We start from the raw sequence: 17,078 nt of genomic DNA on the forward strand, positions 1-17,078 counted from the left end.
CTCATGACCCCTGTTGAATACCATGAGAACTATTATGTAGCGGCATAAGAATACCGCCAGTCGATCATTCGACTGGCGGCACAAAACTTTTTAATTATTCACTGTCCTCTTGACGGGTAGCACAGCACAAAGCGGAGGTGTTTTCATTTCTCGTTTCGTCTGTTATCTGCTGTCTTTTTTCTGATCAATATCCCGGATACTGGATGGCTCTGTGTAGAAATAGTAGGTGTCCCACGGGCGCTGCCGGATCAGCCGCATTGCGCCGCGGTCGCCATGAAGTGCCAGCAGCCTGTCTGCTGCCTGCCCCTTATCCAGCCGGAAGGCTCCAGGCACGGTGGTGGTGACGGTCCGCTCTGTCTCATCTCGGACCGCCATGCAGCCGTATGGTTTGCCGGAGCAGATGCAGTCGCAGACAAAGCGGGTGATCTGTCCGGCATCCAGGTAGGGCATATCCGCCGCAAAAAACACAGCCAGCTGCGCATGATCAGCGATGGCCTTCCTCGTCCCGATCCGAATGGAAGAGGTGATACCCTCCTCCGCCATATGGTTTTCCAGATAGGTGATGTCGGGATCCTGCATGTCCGCAGTCTGCTGCATGATCTCCGGGTACCGGGTTACAACCCCGGTCCGCACATACACCTGGTAAGACCGGAGCTGCTGCACGGACTTTTTCAGATGCTCCAGCGCATGCAGATACAGCGGTCTGCCATGAAAGTCTGCAAGGAGCTTGTTCTCGCTTCCCGAGTACCGTCTTCCGAAACCGGATGCCATCAGAATAAATGTCACATCGGTGACGTGTTCCTTCTCTCCCAGGCGGTACATATCACTCAGATAATAGGTGCTTCGGATCCACGGATACCGGATCCGAAGCGGACGGATGTAGCACGCCTCCGCCAAATGACGCAGCTGCGCCTCCGTCAGAGGCGTCTGCGGCTCCTGATCTTCCGGCGCTGTAATCCCACCCGCTACTTTGAGGCTGTCTGCCGCTATGTCCCTGACTGATGCTTCGCTGCCGTCTGATACTGGACTGCTTTCTGCCGCCACGAGCCGGTCTGATGCTGGACTGCCGCCTGCCCTTGTGCCCCTTTCTGAGGCTGGGCTGCTGCCTCCTGATCGGGCTGCGGTTTCGAACCGGGCGGCGTCATAGTGCTGGCAGACGGCCCGGGACGGGCGGCCAACCGCCTGCCGTCCCATCACAATGACAACCTCGTCCGTTCCCAGCGGCAGGACAGGCTCCCCCTCAAGCGGGATTTTCGCCGGCATAGAGTGGCTTCCGTCCGCCTCCACGTAAACGACGTCGTAACGGCTGCAGATCTGCCGGAAGGCGTCCGGCGATACCGGGCCGAGCTTCCAGCTCTGCTGCGTATCTTCCGGCTGCCCATCCATGCCCTGCAGCCTGCCAAAGTATGCCACGCCCCGGACGACTGCCACCGGCTCTGCCTCATCTCCGCTCCAGCTTTCCCGGATTCCGTACTGCACGCAGGGGTTATAGATGTGGGTCGTTGTGGTCACAGCCACGCGCTTTCCTTCCCCGGCCTGCCTCTCGGCCTGCTGCCGGATATAGGTACTCTTCCCGCCGGCGCCGGCAACCGCAATCACAAGGGCATGCCGAAGGGCGCCTGTTTCCTGCTCCTTGTCTCTTCTCTGCCTCTGGTAGTACGTGATCTGTTTTCTTCTATGCGCCTTAGGCATCCTGCTGCCCTCTCTCGTTTCCACCCCGCTCTGCATGCCTTGCACTGTCTGCCTTGCTCCGTCCGGCTTTGTCCGCCTTGCTCTGTGTGCTGCCTGCTCTGCCCGCCTTGCTCCGTATGTCCCGCTCTTTCCGCTTTACTGAACACTGTTGATCAGGCTGAAGATTTCATCCCGGATCGCTTCATTCACTCTTGCTGCAGCCTCCGCACTCTCCTGCCGTGAATAGAAGTAGAACTTGATCTTCGGTTCGGTTCCGGACGGGCGGACCGCAAACCAGCTGCCATTGTCCAGGAAGAAACGAAGCACATTGGAGGCAGGGATATCCTCATATCCATCCTTGTAGTCGATCACCTGCGTGACCTTGAAACCTGCCACCTGTGCAGGCAGGTTCCCGCGCAGCCAGGTCATCATCCGTCCGATGCGCGCAGCTCCCTCCACGCCCTTCAGAACAATGTTCGGCTCCAGCTCATTGTAGAAGCCGTACTGCTCAAAGATCTCCTCCAGCACCTGCCAGAGAGTCTTCCCCTGCTTCTTGTAGTAGGCTGCGGCTTCCGCCACCAGCATACCGGCGCTGATGCCGTCCTTATCGCGGATCTGCGGGCAGGAGGCATAGCCGACCGACTCCTCATAGCCAAACAGATACTGGTAGCCGAGCTTCTCAACCTCCGGAATACGCCCGCAGATGTTCTTGAACCCGGTCAGCGACTCAAACATCCGGACACCGTAGGCCTTTGCGATCTCGGTGGAGAGCGTCGACGTCACGATGGACTTCACCATCGCCCCGTTCGCCGGAAGCGTTCCTGCCGCCTTTCTGCCCTGGAGGATATAGTTCACCAGCAGATAGCCCGTCTGGTTGCCGTTCAGCGGAACGTACTCGCCGTCATCCGAGAGAATCTCAATCGCAAACCGGTCCGCATCCGGATCTGTCGCCATGAGGAGCTCCGCACCGGTCTTCTTCCCGAGCTGTTCGGAAAGACGGAAGGCCTTCGGATCCTCCGGGTTCGGGTAGCCGACCGTCGTGAAGTCCGGATCCGGACTTTGCTGTTCCGGCACGATATGGAAGCTTGTAAAGCCCCGGTCGGCCATCATCTGGCTGAAGGGGACAGCCCCCGCGCCATTAAGCGGCGTGTAGACGATCGGAAGGGTCAGATCAAGCTCCTCGCCGCTGTGAATTGCAATCGATTCAATCTCGTCAAGGTACATGCGGTCATATTCCGGGCCGAGAACCGTGATCATCCCATCCTTCTTCAGGGCTTCGACATCCCCGCGGCGCACACCGTCAAAATAATCCACCTTCTCGATTTCCGCCATCATTCCGTCCGCCACGGCGGAGCTGACCTGGCATCCGTCCTCCCAGTAGGCCTTGTAACCGTTGTACTCCTTCGGATTGTGTGAGGCCGTGATGTTGATGCCCGAGACCGTCCCAAGCTTCCGGATCAGGAAGGCCAGCTCCGGGGTCGGTCTGAGATCCGGAAAGGTATAAACCCGGATTCCTGCTCTTGCAAGGATGCCGGCTGTCAGCTCAGAGAATTCCCTCGAAAAATGACGCGGGTCGTGCGCGATGATGACGCCTTTTTTCTTTGCCGCCTCACCCTGTGCGCAGATATAGTTCGCGATGCCCTGCGTCGCCCGTCCGACCGTGTACACATTCATACAGTTCGTCCCGGCGCCGACAATGCCTCTCAGGCCGGCCGTACCGAACTGCAGATCCTGGATGAACCGCTCCCGGATCTCCTTCTCATTTCCTGCCAGCGCCTCAAGCTCCGCCCGCAGCGGATCACCCTCCGGCAGCTTTTCCATCCATATGCCGTACCGTTCCCTGTAATCCATCTGTCCCTCCTTGACTGATTTCGTCGTGTATATATTAATTAACATCTTACCGCATTTCAGCAGCAGATGCACCTGCAGATTCAGGAGGCACTGGGTATAGCCGGCCTATAGCCGGCAGACAAACCAGCACCATAACCGTACCATAACCACACCATAACCCAGATCCAAAAAAGCAGTGTGAATGTCATATTTATAACATTATTGGTCAATTCTCTGTATCATTTTTAAGCATCTGGATATTATAATGTAATCTCAATTGAGGCAGTTTTCCTAGCAATTTTCCAGGGAGGTTATTCATGGCAGAGAAAAAAACATGGTGGAAGGAAGCGGTTGTCTATCAGATCTATCCGCGCTCCTTCTCGGACAGCAACGGAGACGGAATCGGCGATCTGAAGGGAATCACGGCGCATCTTCCCTACCTGAAGAAGCTTGGGGTCGATGTGATCTGGCTATCCCCGATCTATCGCTCCCCCAACGATGACAACGGATACGACATCTCCGATTACCGCAATATCATGACGGATTTCGGAACTATGGAAGATTTCGACGAAATGCTGTCGACAGCACACAGCCTTGGTCTTCGGATTGTCATGGATCTGGTGGTCAACCATACATCGGACGAGCATCCGTGGTTTGTGGAAAGCCGGAAGTCCAAAGACAATCCGTACCGCGACTTCTACATCTGGAAGGATCCGAAGGGTGGAAAGGAGCCCAACAACTGGGGGTCCTGCTTCTCCGGAAGCGCCTGGCAGTTTGACGAGGCAACCGGCCAGTACTATCTGCATTGCTTCTCAAAGAAGCAGCCGGATCTGAACTGGGAGAACCCGAAAGTCCGCGATGAGGTCTTCGACATGATGAACTGGTGGTGCGGAGAGAAGGGTATCGACGGTTTCCGCATGGATGTCATCAGCATGATCTCGAAGGTCCAGTCCTTCCCGGACGGCAAGGTAACGGATGGCCTTTACGGGGACCTGTCGCCGTATGTCTGCAACGGCCCGCGTGTCCACGAGTACCTGAAGGAGATGAACCGCCGTGTGCTTAGCCAGCATGACATCATGACGGTCGGTGAGGCTGCCGGCGTCACGATCGACGAAGCGAAAAAGTACGCGTCCAGCTCGGGCGATGAGCTGAACATGGTATTTGAGTTCGAGCATGTGGATCTGAAGGGCAAGCCGATTGTCGGAAAATGGTCGACCGGCCGCTGTTCCCTGAAGGAGCTCCGCGCTGTCCTGAACAAGTGGCAGCTCGAGCTTGAGGGCTCAGCCTGGAACAGTCTTTTCTGGGATAACCACGATCAGCCCCGCGCTGTCTCCCGCTTCGGAAACGACAGCCCGCAATATCGCGTTGTCTCTGCCAAGATGCTGGCGACCTGCCTGCACATGATGAAAGGGACGCCTTACATCTACCAGGGCGAAGAGATCGGAATGACGAACATGCATTTCTCCTCCCTAAAGGACTGCAGGGATATTGAGGAGATCAATGCCTGGAAACAGTATGTCGAGGACACAAATATAGTTTCGCCGGAGACAATGCTGTCCTGCTTCGATGCCTATGGCCGCGACAACGCGCGGACACCGATGCAGTGGGACGACAGCGAGAATGCCGGCTTCACGACTGGTACGCCGTGGCTTGCCGTGAATCCCAACTATCGTGAAATCAACTGCAGGGCAGCGCTGGCTGATCCAGATTCCATCTTCTACTATTATCAGAAGCTGATCCGCCTGCGTCACGAAAACCCGGTGATTGTCTACGGTGTCTTTGAGCCGCTGCTGGAGGATTCGGACAGCATCTATGCCTACAGACGCCATCTGGACGGCCGAACGGTGACCGTTGCCTGCAACTGGACCGATCAGACGCAGCCCTGCAGTCTGTTTGACGCGTTTGGCAAAAACCCTGTCGGCGCACAGGAGCTGATCTCCAATTACAGCAGCCACAAGGCGGGTGCCCTGCAGCCGTACGAGGCGCGGGTTCTGCTCGAGGAATAACTGCTGGATATCAGTGCTGGATGGTTGAAAAGGGGGATATGACCAATATGAGTGTACAATCACTGCCGTCTTCTCTGAAGGAAACCCGGACCCAGGGCACTGTGACATTTCCGTGCACGGTTTACAGGGCGGATGCCTCCGCCTCAGAAGTCCCCCACCCTTTCATCACAAAAGTTCACTGGCATGACGCAGTGGAGATTCTGCACTTTATCCAGGGACACTTCCGTGTCCGCATCGGCATGGAGGAATACGATATCTGTCAGGAGGCATTCTGTTTTGTCGGAAGCGGGAAGCTTCACGCGATCTACAGCGCGGACGGCTACCTGGAGGAGGCTCTTCTTTTTTCTCCGTACATCCTGGAGTCGCCGGGTGTCGATTCCGCGGAGCGGGATCTGATCGCCCCGCTTCGCCGCGGTCAGCTCGCCCTCCCACTGATGATCGACGAGTCTTCCCCTGCCTTCTGCCAGATCCGGCATGAGTACCAGGTCTGCCAGGCCATCTTTGAAAGCCGGTCGAGAATCCAGGGCGACCAGCATATGCTGGAGGACGCCGCCTCGCAGCTGCGTGTGAAAGCCGCCCTGATGAACATCCTGGCGACACTCAGTGAAACCAGGCTTTTAGGCGAGCCGTCCGGCAAGGAGGATCCGCGCCTGGAAACCCTCAAGAAGGTTCTGGGCTATATCCGCGATCATTTCTCAGAGAAAATCTATCTGTCAGATCTGGCGCAGCTCATGAACATGAACGAACAGTACTTCTGCCGCTTCTTCCGGATGGCAATGGGAAAGACACCTCTGACATACATTAACGAAACGCGCATCCGTCAGGCATCTGTACTCCTGCAGAGCAGCGAGCTTCCGGTTGCGCAGATTGCCGAGGACTGCGGCTTCTGCAGTCCGGGTCACTTTATCACAGCGTTCCGAAAGTTTACCGGCACCACGCCGAAGCGGTACCGGAATCAGCAGCGGGTGCATCCCGCTTCATTCTGACCAGGAGGTCTGATTATGAATCGAAAATGGTGGCATGGAAAGGTTGCCTACCAGGTATATCCGAAGAGTTTCTGCGACAGCAACGGGGACGGGATCGGCGATCTGAAGGGCATCATCAGCAAGCTTGATTACCTGAAGGATCTGGGGGTTGACATCATCTGGCTGTCCCCCTGCTATGTCTCTCCGCTTGCGGATCAGGGCTACGACATCGCCGACTACTACCGCATCGATCCGCGTTTCGGCACCATGGCGGACATGGACGAGCTCATCACTGAAGCGAAAAAACGCGATATCGGCATTCTCATGGATCTGGTAGTCAACCATTGCTCTGATGAGCATGAATGGTTCAAAAAAGCCTGCGCGGACCCGAACGGACGCTATGGGAAGTTCTTCTACATCGAAAAGAGACGGCCGGACGGTTCGCTCCCCTGCAACTGGCGCTCCTGCTTCGGAGGTCCGGTCTGGGACAAGCTTCCCGGGCACGAGGATCTTTACTATCTGCATACCTTCCACAAGAAGCAGCCGGATCTGAACTGGGAGAATCCCGATCTGCGAGAGGAAGTCTACAAGATGATGAACTGGTGGCTCGACAAGGGGCTGGCAGGGTTCCGGATCGACGCGATCATCAACATCAAGAAGGTACTTCCCTTCAAGGACTACCCGGCAGACCGGAGCGACGGTCTCTCCAGCATCAACAATATGCTCAGTGAGCAGACCGGCATCGGCGCCTTTCTCGGTGAGATGAGAGACCGGACCTTCAAGCTTCACAATTCGTTCTCGGTTGGCGAGGTCTTCAACGAAAGACCGGAAGAAATTCCGGAGTTCATCGGGGACGATGGCTATTTTTCCTCGATGTTTGACTTCTCGGAGACTGTCTTCGGAAGAAGTCCGCTCGGCAGCTATGCGGACAGCGGCATCACCCCGGACGACTACAAGCGCTGTGTTTTCCAGACGCAAAGACGGATCGGTGATATCGGCATGATCTCCAACATCATCGAAAACCACGACGAGTCCAGAGGTGTCTCCCGCTATATCCCGGAGGAAGATGTAACCCCGACCTCCAAAAAAATGCTGGCGGCGCTTTATTTCCTCCTCAAGGGGCTTCCTTGGATCTATCAGGGGCAGGAAATCGGCATGGAGAATATCAGCTTCGACAGCATCGACGAGGTCGATGACATTTCCACACTTGACGGATACAAAGTAGCGCGCGCTGCAGGCCTCTCCGAGAAGGAAGCCCTGCGTGCGGTTGAAAAAAGCAGCCGCGACAATGCGAGGACACCGTTTCAGTGGGATGGATCAGAGAACGCTGGCTTCACCACCGGGAAGCCATGGCTGCGAGTCAACCCCAACTATACTGAGATCAACCTGGCGGATCAGAGGAATGACCCGGATTCCGTCTTCAATTTCTACCGCCAGCTGACAAGGCTGCGCAAGAATCCGGACTACCAGGAGACCTTTACATACGGAGAGCTGGTGCCTTATCTGGAGGATCGCCACAATGTGATGGCATACCTGCGCAAAAGTGAGAGCCAGTGCATCCTTGTCATGGGCAACTATCAGAAAGAGCCGCAGACCCTTCCGCTTCCATCCGCCCCGAAAAAGATCCTGCTGAACAATCTGCATGATCTGAAGATAGACGGCGGCTGCGTCGCGCTTGACGGCTACCAGGTGATTGTGGCGGAGCTGTAAGTTGTGATCCCACATTGTTGCGTGCACAGTCGGTTGTGCACGCAGCTATATGCAGCTATATTCTGCTCTGTTTTTGTCGTTGATACTTTTTGCCGTTATTCCCCACGGGGAGCAATACCCATGGTGAGGAAAGAACCTGTGTGCAGTACCGCTCAGAAGATGCAGGAGATCAGCGTCAGGATGGCCAGTCCGCCCTGCATCAGGATGATCTTCGGATTGCTGGTCAGGCTTCCATACAGAGCAACCGCCACAATGTACGCCATCAGAATAACGACGGCTGCCTTGCTGGCGAATGCGAACACCGCAAGCAGGATCAGCACGGAGAGCAGACCGTTATAGACGCCCTGGTTTTTGAACAGGACCTTCACACTCTTCTGGCTGAGTTCCTCGGTCGTCATGCCAAACACGCTGGATGTTTTTTCGGAAGTTGTCGCCAGCGTCTCCAGATAAAAGATGTACAGAAATTCCAATGCTACAAGAACTGATAATACTTTTGTGATAACATGCATAACTTATGGTTCCTCCCTGATCATATGGTCGCTATACATTTATGTATGCGGTTCAGTTCACTTTGCATACTGTTTATAACACCATGCCGCAATCTCTGCAATCAGATCTCCTGGCAGCGGCTGGGAATATGGTAACCGGATCGTTCCCTTACTCACATCATAATTCGTCAGTTTATCAGCAAAAACCGTAGTTGCTTCTCCACCCGGATAAAGTCCCAGATGCTTTTTCGACGCCGCGAAGTGAATGAGGTTCTGTCCCTTCCAGTATGTGGGCATACTCCACGAGATCTTCTCCTGTGCTTCCGGAATAGCGCTGCGGATGATCTGGCGGACTTCATTCAGGTACGCCCTGACGGTCTCATCCTGTTCTTCAATGTACTGATCTACTGTTTCGATCTTGCCACAATAATGCCCCTGTCCTTCACGACTGAAACTCCGACCACATTTCGAGCATGTCCACATATTCTTACTCCTCCACCTCGATCACCACATGGATCATATCGCCATCATGTTTATTCAGTTTGTTCCGGATCGTCTTCAATACGCCGATGATATAGCAGACAGAACCGTCCGGATTCTTCACGCCCATGTTGACGATGCTTCCGTCATATGGGATACCGTCAAACAGCGCGTGAGCCTTCACACGCCCCTTGCCAAATTCTTCCCGGACATTCCATGGAAAAGGTACATAAGCACCGCCACTATCATCCATCTCATGGAGAATCGTGTCGTATTCATATTGTTTCATTCTGATCACCGCAGCACTTTATCAAGAGGCTTGCCTTTGGACAGTTCATCTACCAGCTTGTCCAGCCAGCGGATCTTTTGCATGATTGGATCTTCAATGGTTTCCACCTGTACTCCGCATACTTTTCCTTTGATCAGTTCAGCCCTCGGATTCATGGCAGGCGCATGACTGAAAAAATCTCCATAGGTCATATCCTGATCAACCTGCTTCATATCGTATCCTGTCAGCCATTCGATGGTGGCATCCAGTTCTTCCTTTGACCGGCCTTTACGTTCCACCTTCTGCAGCAATAATGGATAGATTTTTGAAACCCTCATGTCAAAAATGCTCTGTCGTGCCATAGTATCCCTCCTCATACCCGATTCTACCATGAGCGTATATTGTAACAAACGTTTTCCGTTGAGCCAATCGGTATTCCTGTGTTCTTGAGCATAAAAAAACAGCCTCTCACTGGATGTGAAAGACTGATATGTATCATCAGCTATGAAGTTTTCAGTTTGACAAACTGGAATGCAGCCAATCTGATAAATTATGAATCTTGATGCCTTCATAGTCATAGGTCTCATGCCTCCAAAGGATAGTGCTATGAAAAAAGATATGGGGTGCGGACGCGGCAAGAAGAAAAAGGAATACAAGCCATATGAGCTTTCCAGATCCCTAGGCGCAATCTTTATTCGCATAGCAAAAGCGCACCCATGCCTACTATTTAGTAAAACACGAGTGCGCCCATAGTTTCTAATGATTATTATACATTCATAACAAGTTCAATTTCATCTTCATCCTCAACTCCCGTAGGCGAAAAACCAATATTTTCATATAGCGCTTTGGCTACATAATTATTTTTATTACAGGTTAGTGCAATTCTGCCAGAATCACCGAATGGTTTTTCTTTTATATATTCAATAATTTGGTTAAGCGCAGCTCTACCATAACCTTTACCTTGCAAAGATTCATCAATCATCATATGCCAAATATCATACTCAGGTACATCATAATCATATATCACCATGACATACCCAACCATCTTTTCATCAGCATATATCCCAAAGGGTTGACATTGACTCCTATATACATAAGCCTGCGCTAGACTTCGTACCGGATGAGAAACATACTCCTCTTGACCTTTAGCTAACTTGAGATTAAATGCATCTACAAAATTGTCCTCGTTAATTGCCTTCAAACTAATCATAGTCTTCCTCCATAAATATTCTGGTTCACTGATTCATTTGATCTTGTATGAATATCTACGAAAGCCATGACCTTTTCAGATGTCTGCCCGTGCAATTAGGGTAGTCGCTTAACAGTCTTGTGGTATAAAAAAGCCGTGGCAAAAGTCCACGGCATCTACTCATAATAAATTAAACAAAGATTACCGAGGGCTTCATAAGATATTCAGGTATAATATTTATTCCACTTGTCATCATCATGAAGCACCTCCTCTCTGAATAAGGATAATTTACTACAATATTTGCAAATCTGTCAAAAAAATGCATTCGTAAATTGCAATAACAAGTTGGACACCCTCCGCTAGGCAGTAGCCTGGTAGATTCGGTCGATTTCCTCCTCAAAGATTTCATCCGGGGTCTTGTAACCCAGAACCTTCCTTGGAAGGCAGTTACACCAGGTCTCCACATCGGAGATCTGCTGACCGGTAAAGTCATCAATCCGCTTACCCTTTGGTATGAACCTTCTGATCAGGCCGTTATGCCGCTCTACGGTTCCCTTATCGCAGGACGTGTAGGGATGAGCATAGTAGACAAGCGTATCAGCCATCTTCTCAAGCTCTGATAGGTCGGCGAATTCCGAACCATTACCGGTCGTGATTGTTTTGAACACTTCACTGAAGTGTTCGCTGTAAGTCTCCTGAAGCTGTTTGATTGCCTCCATGACACACCCTGATGTCTTATTTGAAATCGGAAGCATCAGGAACTCACGGCTTTTGCGTTCAGCAAGAGTGAGCAGAGCCTGATCATCCAGGGTCTTAGCGCCCAATACGAGGTCACATTCCCAGTGCCCGAATTCCTCACGGGATTCGATCTCCCTTGGACGTTCCGTGGTGCTGCGACCTAGCTTTTTCTTATTGATCCGAGATCTATGGTTCTTGAACTTACGCTTCAGCTTTTCGGGAAGGTTATGGTTCCTGATGCCAAAGAGTCCAAGATCAACATAGCGGTAAAGTGTTTTTGTGCAGACGATCTGTCCTCTGGTAAATGATAAGGGGGTGCGGACATTTTCTTGGACTGCCTAAGTAGCAATTCCAAGACTACGTCTGTACTCCAAAGGGCTCATGTTACCAAGTGATACCTTGATCCGTTTTTCATTATACCAAACGAGGTAATCATTTAAGATACTCATGAATTCTGGCAGGGTGATATTTTCCCATTTCCGGCTATAAAACATTTCGTTCTTTAGTCTTCCAAACAATCCTTCACAAGCTGAATTATCAGGAGAGCACCCTTTCTTTGACATGGACCGTTTAAGACCTGCTCTGTTCATGCGTTCAATCCATCCCGGCCAACGATAGTGGCAGCCTCGATCACTGTGGATCAGAGGATACTCTTCCTTGGATAAAGTAGCAATAGCCTTATCCAGCATTTCATTTACCAGAGCTGCGTTTGGTGCTGTGCTTATCGTCCATTCAGGAAGCATGCCATCAAAGCAATCAACAATAGAAGAAAGATATACTTTTCCTGCAGGAATTGCGAATTCTGTGATATCTGTCGGCCACTTCTGATTGGGGCATTCCGCATGAAAATCCCGTCGTACAAGATTTGGCACTTCAGGAGATATTTCCCCTTTATAAGAACTGTATTTTTGTCTCGATTTGATTCTCAGAAACAGCCCTTCTTCCCGCATCAGTCGACGCACTATTTTTTCAGAGACTGTGAACCCATTCTTTTTGAGCACGGCATGAATCCGCCTATAACCATAGCAAGTTAAAATCATTGGCAGCGTATATCGATCTTTTAAGGCGTCAACGATTGCTGCCTTCTCCTTGTTCTTCAATGGAGCTTTGCTGACGCCTGGGGCTTTTTTTAAGACATTGATGGTCTCTTTCAGTATATCTATCTCAAGCTGCATTTCCACCATCTGTTGCTTGAGCGAAGAGATCTCGTTCGTTGAAGAAGGTATTCCCTTCTTAAGTATACCTCTTGGATCATCTTTGGAATTCATTAGTCTTGCCGGCCTTCCGGATAGATATTTTCGACGCCATGTATAAATGGAAGCGCGACTGTATCCTGTTTCTTCTGAGACTAATTGTACGTTTTCTCCTTCGATAAAGCAACGATGGAGAATAGCAAGCTTTGTTTCAAATGATGGATGAAGGGGATGATTTGGTGCATTATTTATTTGTTTTCGTTCAGCTTTCTTCTTGGGAGGAGCATTTCGTTGCTTTAACCATAGATACAAACCTGCCCGACTCTCTGGATACCCCAGCGATTGCATGACTTTTGTGACGGAATGGCATTTATCATACAATGCCAACGCTTTTTCTCGTTGTTCTTTTGAATACATTTCGTGCTCCCTTTCAGAGCCCTTCAAAGTCCAGCTTTTTGTCCGCCCCATCGATTCAATGCTTCATCAGATTGTAAATGCAGAAGACTTTAACGGTTCAAGCCGAGTTTGTCTTTTCAGCACATTGTGTGATATTCAATTATGTTGGCACCGCCGGGATGACCGGCGGATTTTTCGGTTCCTTTATTATCTTAATAGTAGCGCCATGCTTACCTGCTTCATAGTACAACTCTGCCTGACATTTCGGACAGCGCACATATGATTTCGTACCACCGAAGGATTTGCTTAATACGGAGCCACAGCTGCTACAACATACCGTTTGCAGGAAGTCCTCACTCATAAGCATCACCCCCTACTTTAGATAATCAGCAATTATACTTCTTACTTCTGGAGAAATCTCTGCATCCATTTCCTGTGATTGCACAAGGTGCATTAGTTCCTCCCCTTTGTTTTCTATTACACGGAACCTGTCATCACTTGAGTAAAAGGCTTTCTCAACGATATATCCAGGTTTACCTTTAATCATCATAGGTGTAAGAAAAACAAAATCAAAGAAATACGAGTCTTTTTTACCATCTATCCCAAAACCGATCATTGCAAATTCCTTACCGTCTACAATTGACGCACAAGTATAGACATCATCTGCAAGTACAAACTTATAATCTGGGTTCATATGGTCATTCGCATGATATACAACCTTACCGTTTTCTTCCTCGGTAAACACCTCTGTATTCCTTAAGGTGTCGGAGAGATAACACACTGCACCACCACGATTTTCCCACTTTATATCGTTCCGAGCAGTCTGCTTACAGAGCTTATCAAGAAACTGTGTGACTAGCTTTGCATTACTATTCGGGATCATCAAATCGGCTTCAATAAGAGTCCTTATGTCGATCTCAAACAGTCGTGCTATCTTCCACACAACATCAATACTGAGCTTTTTTGCCGAGTTTTCCTTTGCTGTACGAGAGATATATCCTGCGCTCACGCCGATGAGTTGCTCAAGTTCTCCCATACGCAGATTAAGCTTTCGCAGAAAATAATTGATATTGCTTATCAAGTGACTGTTGTCGTATTCACCCAGAGAGTCGATGTACTCTTTGATATAACCCTCCTGCTCCTGTAAAAGGTCATCGTAGCCGCCTGGTTCCTCATCATGCATTAGGCCGCTTAAGTATGTTTCCAGTGCTGCCTTTACTTCCAATGCACGAATCAACTCGTCTATATTCTCAGGCTCTACAAGCCTATACTCTTCACCGTAGATATCGAAACGACCTTCCATCGCTTCATCAAATTGTCGAGACATAATATCCCTCCTTCTTATTACTTGTGCCGTCATTTTATAATTTGATCCATAGAATGTCAATAGTTCAAACGATAAATAAAGTTGAACCTGTACGGGGTTGTAATAACAAAAAATGCCTGTCGAGACAGAATTCCTCTACTAAGGTTCTCTGCTCATCAGGCGCTGGTAGTTATGGTGATCGATCATACTCCGATTTGCTCAGTACGAACTTTTTTCTTCATAAAGATAACCCGGATGACATTTCCGCACCGCTGGCATATTATAACGATCGCACCAGTAGTCTCTGGAGTAAAGTCAAATAGTCGTTTGTTCTTACAGCAGGGGCAGCCACCCGGGATTGATTGATCCTCGGTCATGCGTCCCCTCCTGTTGTTGTCTTCTTAATATTCAATTGCAGTATTTTTGTTTCAGGCTCAACCTGTATGGTCTCCGTAGGTTCCGGAACTATCGTTCCTTCCCGTAATCCCATAAGATCAGTCAAATCCTTGTCTGAAAGAAGGATTCCATATTTTGCAAACTGCACTCTTAATTCATGGGAGTCAAGGTAACCACCCTCAAATAGAATGTCCAAAGCACCCTGGAATATTGTACTGTTAAGATCCCCAGGAGCATCACCAGGTTCATGTTTTCTCCATCCATTCTTCGATACCTGACGCATCATATAAGAAAACTGATTTCCAGTGATAATACCAAGCTGTCTAGCCCTATACATCATGGCCTGCATCGACACACGCCACTTTTTCTTAAGATGCCTGTAATAATCAATCTCTGTAGCGTATGCTACTATATCCCTTCTGAACGCCCGTTTCGGAAGAAGAAGAGCACTTGCAAACATATTCGCCTGATCCTCACGCGCCTTAAAAGCATCTTTATCCAGGTCCTCGTTGCTTTCTTCCCAGGGATGAAGCAGAATGTGTCCCAACTCATGAGCCATATCAAACCGTAAACGCTCTATCGGTTTCTCCCCCAATGCCAAAGCAATAATGAAAACATATCCTTGCTCTCGACCTTTACCCAAGCGAACTCTCTGGCTGAAAGCATCTATTTCTGACGCCACATTTCGGGAACTTGTGACAATGATTCCATGAGATTCCAAAACATACTGGAAATTATCTATCGGTCCGGTTCCAAGCCCCCACTGTTGCCTCACCTGATTTGCTATCTCTTCAATCTTCGCAAACATTTCCGGAGAGTTGGTATAGTTCAAGTCATCATTCTGTTCAAACTCTATCTTAGGAAGATCCAGCTGTGGCAATTCCACATAATCCAAAATGACATCGTACATTTTTGCCACATATTCCATTTTTATTGCCTGCGCTCTTTGTGCGGTCTTGGTGGCTGCTGCCTGTGAACGGAAATATGTATTGTCAGTCGCAGTGGTACACAGATCTTCTACCATAAAATAATCCGCAGGAAAATCCAAAACCTGAGCAATCTTTATAACATTTTCATAGGGCGGCACATTTAACCCATTGGCGTAATTGGAAAGGGATTGTTTTTTGATTCCGATCTTATCCGCAAGCTCGGTCATTTTCATTCCCCTGAATTGCAACGCCTCCTTTAATCTTGTGCCATTAAATTTCCTATTGTTCATAATAATCAGAAACAGACTACATTATGCCTGTTTCCCAACCTCCTCACGTTTTGTCGAGATTTCCGGCTTTTTGTCCGGCTCATTGGAATTCTTACTCTTGATGTCTTTTCTTACCTTAACAAGACTGTGGGCATCCCTCTTCTGAGGTGCTTCCTCCACAGCAGCAACCTCAGCTGTCAATGTGCTAAAGTCAGGTTGCAGAAGATCCATTAGCGAAATATCTTTTACGACATCCAGATCCGCATCAAGAATTAAAAGTGATAGACTTTTTATCTCCAACCGCTCGGTTTCATAAGCAATAACGCAATGACGGTACCCTTCGTCTTGGCTGATTGCCGCCGCATCAATGATGCTGTCAAAGTCAGCTCCATACACTTCATCTGCGAACGGCGGATCAAAATCAACGCCTTCCATATCCGCAAGTGTCATCTGCTTGCATTCAGCTTTAAGATCCCCGTTAAGCACATGGCACATAGACTGCAGATAATGCGGATTCTTTCTCCCTTTTACTCCCTTGATTCTGTTCAAAGTTGGTCTGGCAGAAATCGTAATTGTGATATTATGCTTCCGATCTATCAGAAGACTTCCTGTCCACACAAAGCGCTTGAAGTGTTTCAGTTCGAGATTATCATTGATGGCGACCACCATATCCCGAAGGTTTGTGTTGATAAAATCCCCCCTGAGAAGTATGATCGCATTGTTAGTGTCCATATTGCTCCCTGTAAGGTAGCTTCTGGTATCAAGACCAATAGCCTTGGCAAGAGCATTTACAATCAACCTAAGCTCGGGTTGGATATCGATCACATCAAATTCATCCATAATATTCAAGGTGATTTCTCCTTTCAGAATTCTCTATTATTCATTTTACATAAATTCTTTGATTTGTCAATCGTGAATGCATGTTTCCAGTAATTTTGTCCATTTTGTTCCAATATAGTTTAATTGTTGCTTATAATCCGTTGCTTTAAATTCCGTTTACTTTTATAATGTTTAGCCGGAGGTACAGAAAAATGATTCAAGAAGAACTCGGCAAACGAATTCGTGAACTCAGAACCAGCAAAACTGGCTTGAGCCAAGAAAAGTTTGCTCATAAGATAGAGATGGACCGGACATACTTTGCCTCTGTTGAAGCAGGCAAGCGTAACATTTCAATAACAAACATTAAGAAGATTGCCGATGGCTTGGATGTAACGCTTAGTGAACTCTTTACCGGCCTGTAAATG

The 17,078-nt window shown here is 49.4% G+C and carries 15 protein-coding genes and 1 pseudogene; 4 read left to right on the forward strand and 12 right to left on the reverse strand.

Going from position 1 to position 17,078, the window contains the following annotated elements; translation table 11 throughout:
• Nucleotides 1–162: 162 nt before the first annotated feature.
• Nucleotides 163–1,692, reverse strand: coding sequence for a selenium cofactor biosynthesis protein YqeC (gene yqeC, locus FYJ35_RS07500; protein WP_205839763.1), 1,530 nt, complete (start codon nt 1,690–1,692; stop codon nt 163–165).
• A gap of 135 nt (nt 1,693–1,827) precedes the next feature.
• Nucleotides 1,828–3,522: a phospho-sugar mutase gene (locus tag FYJ35_RS07505; RefSeq protein WP_154525168.1), complete on the reverse strand. Its 1,695-nt coding sequence runs from the start codon at nt 3,520–3,522 to the stop codon at nt 1,828–1,830.
• 296 nt (nt 3,523–3,818) lie between these two features.
• On the opposite strand from FYJ35_RS07505, the gene FYJ35_RS07510 reads away from it, so the two are divergent.
• The 3 genes from FYJ35_RS07510 to FYJ35_RS07520 are packed head-to-tail and all read left to right on the forward strand — an operon-like array spanning nt 3,819 to nt 8,182.
• The gene (locus tag FYJ35_RS07510; protein ID WP_154525170.1) at nt 3,819–5,507 is read left to right on the forward strand and encodes a glycoside hydrolase family 13 protein; all 1,689 of its coding nucleotides are present in this window, start codon (nt 3,819–3,821) and stop codon (nt 5,505–5,507) included.
• A 47-nt stretch (nt 5,508–5,554) separates the two neighbouring features.
• Nucleotides 5,555–6,493, forward strand: a complete 939-nt coding sequence (locus FYJ35_RS07515) for a helix-turn-helix domain-containing protein (protein WP_205839764.1) — start codon at nt 5,555–5,557, stop codon at nt 6,491–6,493.
• A gap of 15 nt (nt 6,494–6,508) precedes the next feature.
• A complete protein-coding gene (locus tag FYJ35_RS07520; protein ID WP_154525174.1) occupies nt 6,509–8,182 on the forward strand; it encodes a glycoside hydrolase family 13 protein in 1,674 nt (557 codons plus the stop codon).
• A 152-nt stretch (nt 8,183–8,334) separates the two neighbouring features.
• Here FYJ35_RS07520 and FYJ35_RS07525 read toward each other — a convergent pair whose 3' ends face one another.
• The 10 genes and pseudogenes from FYJ35_RS07525 to FYJ35_RS07570 all read right to left on the reverse strand — a co-directional run bounded on the left by FYJ35_RS07525 (nt 8,335) and on the right by FYJ35_RS07570 (nt 16,674).
• Nucleotides 8,335–8,691, reverse strand: coding sequence for a DUF1304 domain-containing protein (locus FYJ35_RS07525; RefSeq protein ID WP_154525176.1), 357 nt, complete (start codon nt 8,689–8,691; stop codon nt 8,335–8,337).
• A gap of 57 nt (nt 8,692–8,748) precedes the next feature.
• Nucleotides 8,749–9,153, reverse strand: coding sequence for an iron chaperone (locus FYJ35_RS07530; RefSeq protein ID WP_154525178.1), 405 nt, complete (start codon nt 9,151–9,153; stop codon nt 8,749–8,751).
• A 4-nt stretch (nt 9,154–9,157) separates the two neighbouring features.
• Nucleotides 9,158–9,439 (reverse strand): DUF1905 domain-containing protein, encoded by a 282-nt coding sequence (locus tag FYJ35_RS07535; protein ID WP_154525180.1) that lies wholly within the window; start codon nt 9,437–9,439, stop codon nt 9,158–9,160.
• Nucleotides 9,440–9,444: 5 nt separating this feature from the next.
• Nucleotides 9,445–9,996, reverse strand: coding sequence for a DUF2200 domain-containing protein (locus FYJ35_RS14975; RefSeq protein ID WP_328597063.1), 552 nt, complete (start codon nt 9,994–9,996; stop codon nt 9,445–9,447).
• 188 nt (nt 9,997–10,184) lie between these two features.
• Nucleotides 10,185–10,628, reverse strand: a complete 444-nt coding sequence (locus tag FYJ35_RS07545; protein WP_154525182.1) for a GNAT family N-acetyltransferase — start codon at nt 10,626–10,628, stop codon at nt 10,185–10,187.
• A 338-nt stretch (nt 10,629–10,966) separates the two neighbouring features.
• A pseudogene (locus FYJ35_RS07550) lies at nt 10,967–11,635 on the reverse strand (IS30 family transposase); the annotation flags it as partial.
• Nucleotides 11,636–11,683: 48 nt separating this feature from the next.
• The gene (locus FYJ35_RS07555; RefSeq protein ID WP_154525184.1) at nt 11,684–12,955 is read right to left on the reverse strand and encodes an IS3 family transposase; all 1,272 of its coding nucleotides are present in this window, start codon (nt 12,953–12,955) and stop codon (nt 11,684–11,686) included.
• 352 nt (nt 12,956–13,307) lie between these two features.
• Nucleotides 13,308–14,261 (reverse strand): helix-turn-helix domain-containing protein, encoded by a 954-nt coding sequence (locus FYJ35_RS07560; protein ID WP_154525186.1) that lies wholly within the window; start codon nt 14,259–14,261, stop codon nt 13,308–13,310.
• A gap of 352 nt (nt 14,262–14,613) precedes the next feature.
• Nucleotides 14,614–15,855 carry an XRE family transcriptional regulator gene (locus FYJ35_RS07565; protein WP_154525188.1) on the reverse strand — a complete coding sequence of 414 codons (1,242 nt, stop codon included), beginning with the start codon at nt 15,853–15,855 and terminating at the stop codon, nt 14,614–14,616.
• Between the two features lie 21 nt (nt 15,856–15,876).
• The gene (locus tag FYJ35_RS07570; RefSeq protein ID WP_235906458.1) at nt 15,877–16,674 is read right to left on the reverse strand and encodes a DUF5986 family protein; all 798 of its coding nucleotides are present in this window, start codon (nt 16,672–16,674) and stop codon (nt 15,877–15,879) included.
• 191 nt (nt 16,675–16,865) lie between these two features.
• Here FYJ35_RS07570 and FYJ35_RS07575 point away from each other — a divergent pair, with 191 nt between their 5' ends.
• The gene (locus FYJ35_RS07575; RefSeq protein WP_154525192.1) at nt 16,866–17,075 is read left to right on the forward strand and encodes a helix-turn-helix domain-containing protein; all 210 of its coding nucleotides are present in this window, start codon (nt 16,866–16,868) and stop codon (nt 17,073–17,075) included.
• The last annotated feature ends 3 nt before the right edge of the window (nt 17,076–17,078 follow it).

Origin of the sequence: Porcincola intestinalis, assembly GCF_009696445.1 — a bacterium.
Taxonomy (GTDB): domain Bacteria; phylum Bacillota; class Clostridia; order Lachnospirales; family Lachnospiraceae; genus Porcincola; species Porcincola intestinalis.

What these genes read in the sequence shown, in the direction of transcription:
- yqeC (WP_205839763.1), bottom strand. Translation starts at nt 1,692, where the DNA reads ATGCCTAAGGCGCATAGAAGAAAACAGATCACGTACTACCAGAGGCAG.
- FYJ35_RS07505 (WP_154525168.1), bottom strand. Translation starts at nt 3,522, where the DNA reads ATGGATTACAGGGAACGGTACGGCATATGGATGGAAAAGCTGCCGGAG.
- FYJ35_RS07510 (WP_154525170.1), top strand. Translation starts at nt 3,819, where the DNA reads ATGGCAGAGAAAAAAACATGGTGGAAGGAAGCGGTTGTCTATCAGATC.
- FYJ35_RS07515 (WP_205839764.1), top strand. Translation starts at nt 5,555, where the DNA reads ATGAGTGTACAATCACTGCCGTCTTCTCTGAAGGAAACCCGGACCCAG.
- FYJ35_RS07520 (WP_154525174.1), top strand. Translation starts at nt 6,509, where the DNA reads ATGAATCGAAAATGGTGGCATGGAAAGGTTGCCTACCAGGTATATCCG.
- FYJ35_RS07525 (WP_154525176.1), bottom strand. Translation starts at nt 8,691, where the DNA reads ATGCATGTTATCACAAAAGTATTATCAGTTCTTGTAGCATTGGAATTT.
- FYJ35_RS07530 (WP_154525178.1), bottom strand. Translation starts at nt 9,153, where the DNA reads ATGTGGACATGCTCGAAATGTGGTCGGAGTTTCAGTCGTGAAGGACAG.
- FYJ35_RS07535 (WP_154525180.1), bottom strand. Translation starts at nt 9,439, where the DNA reads ATGAAACAATATGAATACGACACGATTCTCCATGAGATGGATGATAGT.
- FYJ35_RS14975 (WP_328597063.1), bottom strand. Translation starts at nt 9,996, where the DNA reads ATGACTATGAAGGCATCAAGATTCATAATTTATCAGATTGGCTGCATT.
- FYJ35_RS07545 (WP_154525182.1), bottom strand. Translation starts at nt 10,628, where the DNA reads ATGATTAGTTTGAAGGCAATTAACGAGGACAATTTTGTAGATGCATTT.
- FYJ35_RS07555 (WP_154525184.1), bottom strand. Translation starts at nt 12,955, where the DNA reads ATGTATTCAAAAGAACAACGAGAAAAAGCGTTGGCATTGTATGATAAA.
- FYJ35_RS07560 (WP_154525186.1), bottom strand. Translation starts at nt 14,261, where the DNA reads ATGTCTCGACAATTTGATGAAGCGATGGAAGGTCGTTTCGATATCTAC.
- FYJ35_RS07565 (WP_154525188.1), bottom strand. Translation starts at nt 15,855, where the DNA reads ATGAACAATAGGAAATTTAATGGCACAAGATTAAAGGAGGCGTTGCAA.
- FYJ35_RS07570 (WP_235906458.1), bottom strand. Translation starts at nt 16,674, where the DNA reads ATGGATGAATTTGATGTGATCGATATCCAACCCGAGCTTAGGTTGATT.
- FYJ35_RS07575 (WP_154525192.1), top strand. Translation starts at nt 16,866, where the DNA reads ATGATTCAAGAAGAACTCGGCAAACGAATTCGTGAACTCAGAACCAGC.